The 12146-nt window shown below is 63.4% G+C and carries 12 protein-coding genes; all 12 read left to right on the top strand.

What is annotated here, in order from left to right; all coding sequences use genetic code 11:
• The first annotated feature begins 2 nt into the window (after positions 1–2).
• The 12 genes from murD (at position 3) to R4P64_RS08270 (ending at position 11968) form a co-directional block, all read left to right on the top strand.
• Positions 3–1520: a UDP-N-acetylmuramoyl-L-alanine--D-glutamate ligase gene (gene murD, locus R4P64_RS08215; RefSeq protein ID WP_411742651.1), complete on the top strand. Its 1518-nt coding sequence runs from the start codon at positions 3–5 to the stop codon at positions 1518–1520.
• Positions 1517–2920 (top strand): putative lipid II flippase FtsW, encoded by a 1404-nt coding sequence (ftsW, locus tag R4P64_RS08220; RefSeq protein ID WP_141484465.1) that lies wholly within the window; start codon positions 1517–1519, stop codon positions 2918–2920. Before murD ends, ftsW begins: the two co-directional genes overlap by 4 nt.
• Entirely contained in the window at positions 2917–4107 is a 1191-nt protein-coding gene (murG, locus tag R4P64_RS08225) for an undecaprenyldiphospho-muramoylpentapeptide beta-N-acetylglucosaminyltransferase (protein WP_317820202.1), read from the top strand. Before ftsW ends, murG begins: the two co-directional genes overlap by 4 nt.
• Complete coding sequence (gene murC / locus R4P64_RS08230) at positions 4104–5612, top strand: UDP-N-acetylmuramate--L-alanine ligase (protein ID WP_317820204.1); 1509 nt, start codon at positions 4104–4106, stop codon at positions 5610–5612. Before murG ends, murC begins: the two co-directional genes overlap by 4 nt.
• Positions 5609–6415: a cell division protein FtsQ/DivIB gene (locus R4P64_RS08235; RefSeq protein ID WP_317820206.1), complete on the top strand. Its 807-nt coding sequence runs from the start codon at positions 5609–5611 to the stop codon at positions 6413–6415. Before murC ends, R4P64_RS08235 begins: the two co-directional genes overlap by 4 nt.
• 226 nt (positions 6416–6641) lie before the next feature.
• A complete protein-coding gene (gene ftsZ, locus R4P64_RS08240) occupies positions 6642–7829 on the top strand; it encodes a cell division protein FtsZ (protein WP_033230999.1) in 1188 nt (395 codons plus the stop codon).
• Positions 7830–7973: 144 nt separating this feature from the next.
• A complete protein-coding gene (gene pgeF / locus R4P64_RS08245; RefSeq protein ID WP_033230998.1) occupies positions 7974–8729 on the top strand; it encodes a peptidoglycan editing factor PgeF in 756 nt (251 codons plus the stop codon).
• A gap of 9 nt (positions 8730–8738) precedes the next feature.
• The gene (locus R4P64_RS08250; protein ID WP_033230997.1) at positions 8739–9497 is read left to right on the top strand and encodes a YggS family pyridoxal phosphate-dependent enzyme; all 759 of its coding nucleotides are present in this window, start codon (positions 8739–8741) and stop codon (positions 9495–9497) included.
• A gap of 82 nt (positions 9498–9579) precedes the next feature.
• Positions 9580–10230: a cell division protein SepF gene (locus tag R4P64_RS08255; RefSeq protein WP_045070302.1), complete on the top strand. Its 651-nt coding sequence runs from the start codon at positions 9580–9582 to the stop codon at positions 10228–10230.
• A 189-nt stretch (positions 10231–10419) separates the two neighbouring features.
• Positions 10420–10707, top strand: coding sequence for a YggT family protein (locus R4P64_RS08260; RefSeq protein WP_033231443.1), 288 nt, complete (start codon positions 10420–10422; stop codon positions 10705–10707).
• 117 nt (positions 10708–10824) lie between these two features.
• Positions 10825–11655: a DivIVA domain-containing protein gene (locus R4P64_RS08265; protein ID WP_033230995.1), complete on the top strand. Its 831-nt coding sequence runs from the start codon at positions 10825–10827 to the stop codon at positions 11653–11655.
• Between the two features lie 49 nt (positions 11656–11704).
• Positions 11705–11968 (top strand): hypothetical protein, encoded by a 264-nt coding sequence (locus R4P64_RS08270; RefSeq protein WP_033230994.1) that lies wholly within the window; start codon positions 11705–11707, stop codon positions 11966–11968.
• The last annotated feature ends 178 nt before the right edge of the window (positions 11969–12146 follow it).

Genomic DNA, 12146 nt, shown 5'->3' on the forward strand with positions numbered 1-12146 from the left:
CCGTGACCGAAGCTGGAGCAAACGACCTGAGTTGGCTACGCGGACAACGCGTTCTGGTGGCCGGTGGCCGGGTATCCGGCCAGGCCACCATCGAACCTCTGGTCGCACTTGGTGCTTCGGTGACCGTCGCCGATTCCACCCTGGATTTTGCCGATCGATGCGCCGAACTCGGTGCAGAGACCACCGTCACGACCAGTTCGATCGAGGAAGATCGTGGTTTGATCACGCAGTTCGCGCTGGTCGTCACGAGTCCCGGGTTCCGGCCGGACGCCCCGATTCTGGCGGCCGCCGCCGGACACGGGATTCCTATCTGGGGCGACGTCGAACTGTCCTGGCGCATCGACCACTGCGGTCTCTACGGTCCGCCGCGAAAGTGGCTGGTGGTCACGGGCACGAACGGTAAGACGACCACTACGTCGATGCTCGCGTCCATCCTCGACGCTGCGGGTCTCGAAGGGCGGGCGTGCGGCAACATCGGACTTCCGGTGCTGTCGGCGCTGTCGGACACGTCGCCGCGAGTCGATTACCTGGCCGTCGAACTGTCGTCGTTCCAGTTGCACTGGGCGCCGTCGGTGCGCCCGGACGCCGGTGTTGTCCTCAACGTGGCCGAGGATCATCTCGATTGGCACGGCGGGATGGCCGCGTATGCGGAGGCCAAGGCTCGGGCCCTCAGTGGCAAGGTCGCGGTAGTCGGACTCGACGACGCGATTGCCGCAGAGCTCGGTGCCGGCGCCGAGGCCGACATCGTGGTGGGGTTCCGGTTGGGCGCTCCGGCGCCCGGCGAGTTGGGTGTGTCGGACGGCCATCTGGTCGACAACGCATTTGGCGACGGCCTGCAGTTGGCCGAGGCCGCGGACATCGATCCGCCTGGCCCCGCCGGTGTCATGGATGCGCTTGCCGCAGCGGCCCTCGCGCGGGCTGTGGGAATCGAACCTGACTCTGTGCGGGCCGGATTGACGGCTCACAAGGTCGGACCGCACCGCGGCGCAGTTGTCGGTGATGTCGGGTCGGTGCTGTACGTCGACGATTCCAAGGCAACCAATCCGCATGCTGCCCGCCCGTCGATCCTTGCTCACGATCGAGTCGTGTGGGTGGCCGGTGGTCTGCTCAAAGGGGCCAGCGTCGACGAGTTGGTGACAGAGGTCCGCAGCCGACTTGCCGGTGCGGTGCTACTCGGACGCGACGCCGGCGACATCGAGCAGGCATTGACGCGACACGCGCCCGAGGTCCCCGTCGTCCGCGTGATGACGGGGGACGATGCAGACGTGAGTGAAAATCGCAGCTCTTCGACGCAGGTGATTCGGCTGCCATCCGGGTCCGATGCGGACGCCGTGATGGCGGCGGTGGTGAATCAAGCCGCTGCGCTGGCGTCGCCGGGTAGCGCGGTGGTTCTTGCTCCCGCTGCGGCGTCGTTGGACATGTTCGACAGTTACGGCCACCGCGGCGACAGTTTTGCCGCGGCTGTCGGTGCGCTGTCGGATCCGCCGGAAAGCGCGAACAAGGCTGGGATCGCGGAATGACCAAGGGTCCCAAGACCCGAATCGGTGCCTGGCTTGCGCGGCCGTTGGCGTCATTTCATCTGGTGGTAACCGTCGCAGTGATGTTGACGGTCTTGGGACTTGTGATGGTTCTCTCGGCGTCGAGCGTCGAGGCTTATGCCGAAAACAAGTCGGCGTACTCGATGTTCTTGAAGCAGGCGATGTTCGCCGTTGTGGGATTCGTGTTGTTCTACGTCGCGTTGCGGTTGCCGATTCGTTCGATGCGCGCGATGTCGTTCCCGGTGTTCGTCACCACGGTTGTGCTGCTTGTCCTAGTTCTCATCCCGGGTATCGGTACCGAGGCGCAGGGCACCCGCGGGTGGTTTGTCATCGGTCCGTTGTCGGTGCAGCCGTCCGAGTTGGCCAAGATTGCGTTTGCGATCTGGGGAGCGCACGTGTTGGCGTCGCGCCGCGGCGAGATCACAACCATCAAGGAACTTCTCGTACCGTTGGTTCCGGCAGCGCTGGTGGTCTTCGTGTTGATCATCCTGCAGCCCGACCTCGGCACAACCGTCTCGCTCATCATCATTCTTTTTGCGCTGCTCTGGTACGGCGGATTGCCGATCAAGCTATTCCTCGCGATTCTCGGAACCGGCGTGGTGTCGGTGGCGATTCTTGCGTTGACAGCGGGTTACCGCTCAGACCGAGTGCGCGCCTTCTTCGATTCGGATGCAGATCCGCAGGGCACCGGCTACCAAGCGCGTCAGGCTATGTACTCGCTGGCCGACGGGGGAATATTCGGTCGTGGACTCGGTCAGAGCGTGGCCAAGTGGAGTTACCTGCCCAACTCGCACAACGACTTCATCTTCGCGATCATCGGTGAGGAACTCGGATTTGTCGGCGGCGCTGCCGTCATCGGTCTCTTTGCTCTGTTCGTCTACACCGGCCTACGGATTGCGGCGCGGTCCTCGGATCCGTTCCTGCGAATCCTGACCGCGACGGTGACGACCTGGATCACCGGGCAGGCGTTCATCAACATCGGATACGTCGTGGGGCTACTGCCCGTCACGGGTCTGCAGCTGCCTCTCGTGTCGGCAGGCGGAACGTCGACGGCAACCACGCTGTTCATGTTCGGCGTCGTCGCCAATGCCGCACGTCACGAGCCGGAAGCGATCGCCGCCCTGCACTCCGGTCAGGACGGTAGGATTTCCAAGCTGCTGCGGCTACCGATGCCGGTGCCGTTTCAGTCGGTCAGGCCGAGCCGGCCTCGCGGCAGTGCGGAATCGAGCCGCTCGCGCGGCAGTGCGGAATCGAGCCGCTCGCGCGGCAGTGCGGAATCGAGCCGCAAGGCCCCAGCAGGGCAGAATGGACGACGTCGGCAGGCGCCGACGCGCAAGACACACGATGCACATGAAGTTCGAGAGCGAGGAATTCGTAGGTGAGCGGCACTAATTCAGCTCTGTCGGTAGTGGTGGCAGGTGGAGGAACCGCTGGTCATATCGAGCCCGCTCTGGCAGTTGCCGACGCCGTGAAGGCGCTGGCACCCGACACCACCGTCACCGCGTTGGGAACCGCCCGCGGGCTCGAGACGACACTTGTTCCCGCCAGGGGGTACACACTCGAACTGATTCCGCCGGTCCCGTTGCCGCGTAAGCCGACGATGGACCTGGTGAAACTCCCACTACGTATTCGAGCATCGGTGCGTAAGACGCGTGAGGTGCTCGACGCAGTCGACGCTGACGTCATCGTGGGTTTTGGTGGGTATGTGGCGCTGCCCGCGTATCTTGCCGCCCGCGGTGGGGTGTTGCGCCGCCGTCGCACCATTCCCATTGTCATCCACGAGGCCAACGCCAGCGCCGGCATCGCGAACAAGATCGGTGCGCGGCTGGCAACGCGTGTCCTGGCTGCAGTCCCCGGGTCCGGGGTGAAGAATCGCGGCGCGAGCGACGCGGACATCGTGGGTATTCCGGTGCGGGCGTCCATCGCGAACTTCGACCGGGCCGGTTTACGGGCACAGGCGCGTGAGTATTTCGGCCTTCCGCTCGATGGTCCGGTTCTGCTCGTATTCGGCGGTTCGCAGGGGGCGAAGTCGCTCAACGACGCGGTGTCAGGCGCTGCCCGGGAGTTGGCAGACGCGGGAATCTCGGTGTTGCACGCACACGGACCCAAGAACACGCTCGACGCCACGCAGTTCTCGGAGGCTGCGCCGTACGTTGCCGTGCCGTATCTCTCGCGCATGGATCTTGCGTATGCCGCGGCCGACGCCGCAATCTGTCGCTCCGGCGCGATGACTGTGGCTGAGGTGTCCTCCGTCGGACTGCCGGCCGTCTACGTTCCGTTGCCACATGGAAACGGTGAGCAGGAGTTGAACGCAAAGCCAGTCGTCGCAGCAGGTGGTGCTGTGATCGTCAGCGACGCCGACCTGACTCCGACATTTGTCGCGGACACCGTGGTGCCGTTGCTCACCGATTCGCCGCGACTGCAGGCGATGAGCGCGGCGGCTGCCGGTGTTGGGCACCGGACCGCGGCGACCGAGATCGCGCGGATCGTTCTGGACACTGCCCGGAAAAGCAACACAGAAGCACGTAACAACACCGCAGTACGCAACACAAATAGGGGAAACCGATGACCGCGCTGCCCGCCCACCTCGAGCGAGTACACATGGTGGGTATAGGTGGTGCCGGCATGTCCGGCATCGCACGAATTCTGTTGTCCCGCGGCGGACTTGTATCAGGATCCGACGCCAAGGAAAGTCGCGGCGTGTTGGCTTTGCGGGCACGCGGAGCGCAGGTCCGGATCGGCCATGACGCCGACGCGTTGGATCTCCTTCCCGGCGGCCCCACTGTTGTCGTCACCACGCACGCGGCCATTCCCAAGGACAATCCGGAACTGGTCGAAGCAGCGCGTCGTGGGATTCCGGTGATTCTCCGGCCGGCGGTTCTCGCGTCGTTGATGGAGGGAAACCGCACGTTCCTGGTTTCGGGAACCCACGGTAAGACGTCGACCACGTCGATGTTGGTAGTCGCTCTGCAGCATTGCGGATTCGATCCGTCGTTTGCGGTGGGAGGCGAACTCAACGAGGCCGGAACCAACGCGCATCACGGTAGCGGCGACGTCTTCGTGGCAGAAGCCGACGAGAGTGACGGCTCGCTGCTGCAGTACGACCCCGACGTGATCGTCGTGACCAACATCGAAGCCGATCACCTGGACTACTTCGGAAGCGTCGAGAACTACGTGCAGGTCTTCGACGATTTTGTGGGCAAACTGGCTCCCGGTGGTCTCCTGATCGCCTGCCTCGACGACGCGGGGTCGGCGGATCTGGCCAAGCGGATCGTAGCTTCCGGCCGGGGCGATATTCGAGTCATCGGCTACGGCAGTGGAGATGCGGGAGATGCGGCGTTCGAGCCGGTCGACGGGGTCGAGGTGGGTGTGCGACTGCTCGATTTCCGGGCGCACGACGTCGGCGGAGTCCTGCAGTTCCAGTTGGCGGGGGAAAAGGCTGCGCGGACGGTTCGGATGGCTGTTCCCGGTCGTCACATGGCGTTGAACGCTCTGGCAGCGCTGTTGGCTGCGCGTGATGCCGGTGCGGAGATCGACGAGATCGTCGAAGGGCTCGCCGGATTCGGGGGAGTGCACAGGCGGTTCCAGTTCACGGGTCGTGAGCGCGGTGTGCGTGTGTTCGACGATTACGCCCACCATCCCACCGAGGTGCGAGCAGTTCTCGGCGCAGCCGCGGATCTTGTTCGACCACAAGATGTTTCATCGGTTGCGAACTCTGCTGCCGGTCGCGTGATCGTGGTTTTCCAGCCGCACCTGTACTCACGCACGGCGACGTTTGCCGACGAGTTCGCGGCAGCGCTGGACCTTGCAGACGAGGTAGTCGTTCTCGACGTCTACGGTGCGCGTGAAGAACCGTTGCCCGGTGTCAGTGGGGCATTGGTTGCGCAGGCTGTCACGAAACCCGTTCACTACCAGCCTGATCTGTCGCTCGCGCCGCGTCAGGTAGCCGGCCTGGCCGGTCCCGGTGACATCGTCATCACGATGGGTGCCGGTGACGTGACCATGTTGGGCAAACAGATCCTCGACGCGTTGCGCGCAGTTCCTCATCAGGCTTCGCGCACGCAGACGCGATGAGTTCGGACGCACGTAGCCGCCGCGGTCGTCGTGATCCGGCGGCCCGGCGTACCGCAGGCACCAGAGCGCGAAGTACCCGCACAGAATCGCGATACTCGACCCGCGCTACTGCGCCGAAGCCGCCGCCGGCACCAAAATCGCCTTGGTACAAGCGGCCGGTGGTGATGGCGCCGCTGGCGGTCGTTGTTGTTGTCGGACTCGTTCTGACAGCGTGGTTGTCACCAGTTCTCTCGGTTCGCGGTACCGAAGTCAGGGGAGCGTCGACGGTATCCGAGGAGCAGATCCTGGAATTGCTGGCAATCCCAGCCGGCACGCCGTTGATGCGCGTCGATGCAGGTTCGGCAGCGGCACGTGTCGCGGCTATTCCGAAGGTTGCATCTGCGCGGGTGCAGCGGATGTATCCGTCGACCATTCGGGTGACGGTAACCGAGCGAGTCCCCATGGTGTTCGTGGATTCGCCGGAAGGCACCCATCTGCTGGACGAGAAGGGCGTCGACTTCGAGATCGGTGTCCCGCCGCCCGGCGTGCCCCGACTGGTGACGGCGACACCCGGATGGAACGATCCGCCGACCTTGGCTGCGCTCGAGGTGCTCGCGGCATTGCCGCCGGAGTTACGGATGCAGGTGGGAGAGGTTGCTGCCCGGTCCATTTCGGATGTCTCGATGACGTTGGTCGACGGGCGTGTCGTCAACTGGGGTGGCGTCGAGAAGTCGGATCGCAAGGCTGCAGTGACGCTGCCGCTGTTGACGCAGCCGGGCCAGACGTACGACGTGTCGAGTCCCGACCTTCCGACGGTGCGTTAGTTCAGGCGCGGAATGTGCGAACTCACGTCAAATACTTCCCGAAGTTTCGGCGCGCCTAATGGCGGATCGTGATGTCGATGCATAGCGTTTGGTTTCAGATCGAATACTTGACATAACTCTAACCCTGTGGTTGAGGTTGAGAGTTGAGATTCACCCGCTTTACCCAGTACCTGCTTTACCCAGCAATAGACAACAGCGCGTAATACGACACGGAAGGCGAGAGCCGATGACGCCCCCGCACAACTACCTCGCCGTAATCAAGGTCGTCGGCATCGGCGGCGGCGGCGTGAACGCAGTCAACCGCATGATCGAACAAGGACTCAAGGGAGTCGAGTTCATCGCGGTCAACACGGACGCGCAAGCCCTCCTGATGAGCGACGCCGACGTCAAACTCGATGTCGGTCGTGAACTGACCCGAGGCCTCGGCGCCGGTGCAGATCCCGAGGTCGGCCGCAAGGCCGCCGAGGATCACAAGGACGAAATCGAAGAGGTCATCAAGGGCGCTGACATGGTGTTCGTGACCGCCGGTGAGGGTGGTGGAACCGGAACCGGTGGTGCCCCTGTCGTCGCCAGCATCGCCCGGAAGTTGGGCGCCCTCACCGTTGGTGTCGTAACCCGGCCGTTCTCCTTCGAAGGCAAGCGTCGTGGTGGCCAGGCCGACACGGGCATCCAGGCGTTGCGTGAGTCGTGCGACACGCTCATCGTCATCCCGAATGATCGGCTCCTTCAGCTCGGGGACGCGGCTGTCAGTTTGATGGACGCATTCCGTAGCGCCGACGAGGTTCTGCTCAACGGCGTTCAGGGCATCACCGACCTGATCACCACTCCCGGACTGATCAACGTCGACTTCGCGGACGTGAAGGGTGTCATGTCCGGTGCCGGTAGCGCACTCATGGGCATCGGCTCCTCGCGCGGCGAAGGTCGGGCGATCAAAGCTGCTGAGTCCGCTATCAACTCACCGCTTCTCGAGGCGTCGATGGAAGGCGCCCGCGGCGTTCTGCTGTCGATCGCCGGTGGCAGCGATCTTGGTCTGTTCGAGATCAACGAAGCGGCATCCCTCGTGCAGGAAGCCGCGCACATCGATGCCAACATCATCTTCGGAACGGTGATCGACGATTCACTCGGAGACGAAGTTCGTGTGACGGTCATCGCTGCCGGTTTCGACGGGGGAGCGCCTGCGCGTCGCCCCGTCGAGTCCGCGGCACCCGGCCGAGGAGCTATCGGAGCAGGGCGCGCCGGCGAGGTCGGACGTTCGCCGGTAGCTGCGGAACCGCCTGTGGAGCAGCAGGTTCCGGTTGCGCGCGAGCCGATTGGTTCGGGCTCGCTGCCGCCGATTGCTCCGCCGCGCCATGTTGCGCCACAGGAGGACGACGGCGATGACGACGTCGACGTTCCCGTCTTCATGCGTCGCTGAGTAGAGCGCCGCGCACGCTTTCGAGAGCAGGGTATCCAGATTTTCTGGGTACCCTGTTCTTGATTGATCCCTTATCTCTGTCCGGAAGCTGCCTCGGGATCATGTCCCGTGCAGCAGTGAACATTCGACGTTTGTGAGCACAAAATTTTGAGTACCGAGAACTCGACCGCCAATTTCCGAGTCCGCCGTGTCGTGACCAGTCGCGCTGGCGGTGTTTCGGAAGCGCCGTACGACTCGTTCAATCTCGGTGATCACGTCGGCGACAACGCCGAAGCCGTCGACGCAAACCGTCGACGCCTCGCACGCGAAATCGGAGTCGAGCCGAATCATCTTGTCTGGATGGAACAAATCCACTCGCGCAACGTAACCGTCGTTACCGAGCCGACGGACGAGGTCATCGAGGTGACCGACGCCTTGGTCACTACTGTCCCCGGGTTGGCACTGGCCACGCTCAGTGCCGACTGCGTTCCGGTGCTGCTGTCCGACGAGCAGGCCGGCGTCATCGCCGCCGTGCATGCCGGCCGGATCGGTGCGCGCCTCGGAATCGTGCCGCGGGTTCTGGCCGAGATGGTTCGCCAAGGCGCTGACGTCTCTCGGATCGGCGCCTTCCTCGGTCCGGCAGCCAGTGGCCGGCAGTACGAAGTGCCTGCCGAGATGCGTGCCGACGTCGAGAAGCATCTGCCTGGCAGTGCAACTCGTACCGCGAAGGGCACTCCCGGTCTGGACCTGCGGGCCGGAATCCGCAAACAACTCCTTGATGCCGGTGTTACGGGTGTCGCCGAGGATCCTCGTTGCACGATCGAGGACCGCGCACTGTTCAGTCACCGCCGCGATTCCCTCACCGGGCGTCAGGCTGCGGTGATCTGGATGGATCCGATCGTCGCTGTGGAAGACAACTAGGCCGATTGCATGAACGCCGACAATTCTGGACGCGTGGCCGAGATCTCGGCGGCACTCGATTCGGTGCGGTCCCGCCTCACTGCGGCGTGCGCCGCGGCAGGGCGTCCGGCTTCTGCCGTGACGCTTCTCCCGGTTACCAAGTTCTTCCCCGCGTCGGATGCGCGAATTCTGTATGAATTGGGTTGCCGCGAGTTCGGTGAGTCGCGCGAGCAGGAAGCGATAGCCAAGGTTGCGGAATTCGCCGCAGCGGCCGCCGGTGGTGCAATCGACGGGGCGGATCCTGTTCGGTGGCACATGATCGGTCAGTTGCAGCGAAACAAGGCACGTTCGGTCGCGAAGTGGGCCTACGCGATTCACTCGGTCGACAGTGCGCGGCTCGCGGACGCTCTCGATCGGGCCGCGCTCGACGCCCTCTCCGCCGGTGATCGCGCTGCACCGTTGCGAGTTCTGATTCAGGTGAGCCTCGACGCCGATCCGACGCGTGGCGGCATCGCGCTCGACGAGTTACCGGCACTCGCCGCGCGGATCGCGACGGCCGACGGTCTGGAACTGGCCGGGCTGATGGCCGTTCCGCCGCTGGGTTCGGACGCAGACGAGCAGTTTGCTCGCCTGCACGAGGTCCATCGGACCGTCCTCGAGTCGCATCCGCATGCGGTCGAGTTGTCGGCCGGAATGACCGGAGATCTCGAGGCTGCGGTTCGCCACGGATCGACTTGCGTGCGTGTCGGAACCGCACTGCTCGGCTCACGACCAGTAATCTCGAAATGATCGCTCTGGTGATCGCCCAACCCGTCCACACCGCGACCGGCCGCAGTCGGAGACAATCCGCCGCGCCAAGGAAGGTCGATCAATGAGCAACCTGCACAAGTTCAAGGCATATTTCGGCATGGTTCCCCTCGACGACTACGAGGACGAGTACGTAGAAGAACCCGATCAGGCTCGTCGCGCACCTCGTCGTAGCCATGACGGCTATGCCGAACGCGATGACCGCGAGTTTGCCGAGCCGGCTTTCTCGAAGGCTGGCTACGCGCCCAGCCGTCGGGATGAGGAAGAAGCCGAGTTCGATCGCTACGAATCACGTCCGAGAATGGACACGGTTGCCTCGCGTGCACCCCGTCCGTCGATGGCGCCTCGTCCCACCAGCCGGGGCAATCTTGCAGTTGACGCCCGCGCCGAGCGCCCTGAGGTTCGCCGCGCGCCCGCAGTCGACGACGGCGGCCCGTTGGCCAAGATCACGACTCTGCGTCCGCAGAGCTACGCCGAGGCCCGCACGATCGGCGAGCGCTTCCGCGACGGCACGCCGGTCATCATGGATTTGGTCGACATGAGCAACGCCGACGCGAAGCGACTGGTCGACTTCGCCGCGGGTCTCGCTTTTGCTCTGCGCGGCTCGTTCGACAAGGTCGCCACCAAAGTGTTTCTTCTCTCACCGGCGGACATCGATGTTTCCGCCGAGGAGCGTCGTCGTATCGCGGAGACGGGCTTCTACAGTCAGAAATGATGCTCTCGATCGTAGATAGCTCCTTGAACAGCCGAAACGCTGGACATTCTGTTGTGCTGAGGCCTGTGCAGGGGTCGCATGCCAGGGGTGTTCACGGTCTCGGCTCGGTGAGTTCGCAGCCTCGTAATCCGGCCTCGGATGGCGAGTGTCTGTTTTGGACGCGACGCAGAAGTCAGGCAGAGTGAGGGTGTGAACGCGCTTTTCGATGTGATCTACCTCGTGCTGGTTGTGTTTTGGCTTTTGCTGATCGGCAGAGTGATTGTCGAGTTCGTTCGTTCGTTCGCCAGAGACTGGCGTCCGTCGGGAGTGGTCGCCATCATTCTCGAAACCGTTTTTACGATCACCGATCCGCCGGTGAAGCTTCTCCGTAGGTTGATCCCCCCGATCAACCTGGGTGGGGTTCGCTTGGATCTATCCATCATGGTCTTGCTTTTCATCGTCATCATCCTGATGTCGGTTGTCGGCTCGGCCCGGTAATTGAGTGGGGTGTGCCAGAATGGAACCCATAACTCGCGTAGTGGTTAGCTGCTACGCACACCGTGCTGTAACTGAATGCTTGCTTGACCGCCAAATGACGCGTGAAGGGATCCTTCCATGCCGCAACTGACTCCAGCTGACGTGCACAACGTTGCGTTCAGCAAGCCGCCTATCGGCAAGCGTGGCTACAACGAAGACGAGGTCGACGCATTTCTTGATCTCGTCGAGCAGGCGCTCTCGCAGCTCATCGAGGAAAATGCAGATCTGCAACAGCGAGTAAGCGAGCTGGATCAGGAACTTGCTGCTGCAAAGAAGGCGCCGGCACCGGCTGCCAATGCAGGTGCCCCGGTAGCCCAGCCCAAGCCAGAACCGGCTCGCGTGGTCGAGGCTCCCAAGCCCGCTCCCGTCGTGGCACCGGTTCCCGTGGCTGCTGCCGCACAGGCTCCGCAGAGCGGCGACACCCACATGCAGGCAGCCAAGGTTCTCGGCCTGGCTCAGGAGATGGCAGATCGCCTCACCGGCGATGCCAAGGCAGAGTCCGAGCAGCTGCTCGGAAGTGCCCGCACCAACTCCGAGCAGCTGATGAGCGAGGCTCGCAGCAAGGCTGACGGCATGATCGCGGACGCTCGCAACAAGTCGGAAGCAATGCTCACCGATGCGCAGACCCGCTCGGAGACCCAGCTTCGCCAGGCTCAGGAGAAGGCCGATGCTCTCAAGGCAGACGCCGAGAAGAAGCACACCGAGATCATGGCGACCATCAACCAGCAGCGATCTGTCCTCGAGGGCCGCATCGAGCAGCTCAAGACGTTCGAGCGCGAATACCGGGTGCGCCTCAAGTCCTACCTGGAATCGCAGCTCGAAGAGCTCGAACAGCGTGGTTCTGCGGTTCCGGTCGACGGTGGCCAGGAGTCCTTCAGCAGTCCGTCGTTCGCAAAGGGAAACAGCTGACCGAGGGATACTCGCCAGGTCAGCGCCGACATCGGGTAGAGGTTGACACGTGCTGGTCGTGACGATAGGACTCGCGGCGGCAGGATTTGCTTTCCTGATTATCGCGCTGACCACCGGGTCGATTATCTGGGCGTGGGCGTGTATTGCAATTTGTTTGGCGGGTGCCGTCCTCCTGCTGGTCAGTGCGCTGACCGGTAAGAGGGCGGTTCTGCCGTTGGACGAGCCGGATACAACCGCCGACGTCGACACACCGGACAACACGGATTTTCCGGGAAACCACGGTGGGTCGGCAAACGAAAACGGCGAGCATTAGACTGTTCGTGAAGAACAGGCTATTCACGAATTACAGGCGATGAACCGGCAATCACCGGGGAGCCTTCGGAAGAACGGTGTTCAGCCAGGCTCGAGCCTGTCAGGCACTCAGTAGAACCGAACGGGTGAGCCCGTCACAGCTCGCGAAGAGTGGCAACACGGAAGGCCTGGCAGAGTTT

This window comes from Rhodococcus sp. IEGM 1366 (assembly GCF_033142425.1).
Taxonomy (GTDB): domain Bacteria; phylum Actinomycetota; class Actinomycetes; order Mycobacteriales; family Mycobacteriaceae; genus Rhodococcus_F; species Rhodococcus_F globerula.

Bases quoted from the DNA above. Each gene is read 5' to 3' on its own strand.
- ftsW (WP_141484465.1), top strand. From the start codon at position 1,517: ATGACCAAGGGTCCCAAGACCCGAATCGGTGCCTGGCTTGCGCGGCCG.
- murC (WP_317820204.1), top strand. From the start codon at position 4,104: ATGACCGCGCTGCCCGCCCACCTCGAGCGAGTACACATGGTGGGTATA.
- R4P64_RS08235 (WP_317820206.1), top strand. From the start codon at position 5,609: ATGAGTTCGGACGCACGTAGCCGCCGCGGTCGTCGTGATCCGGCGGCC.
- ftsZ (WP_033230999.1), top strand. From the start codon at position 6,642: ATGACGCCCCCGCACAACTACCTCGCCGTAATCAAGGTCGTCGGCATC.
- R4P64_RS08250 (WP_033230997.1), top strand. From the start codon at position 8,739: ATGAACGCCGACAATTCTGGACGCGTGGCCGAGATCTCGGCGGCACTC.
- R4P64_RS08255 (WP_045070302.1), top strand. From the start codon at position 9,580: ATGAGCAACCTGCACAAGTTCAAGGCATATTTCGGCATGGTTCCCCTC.
- R4P64_RS08265 (WP_033230995.1), top strand. From the start codon at position 10,825: ATGCCGCAACTGACTCCAGCTGACGTGCACAACGTTGCGTTCAGCAAG.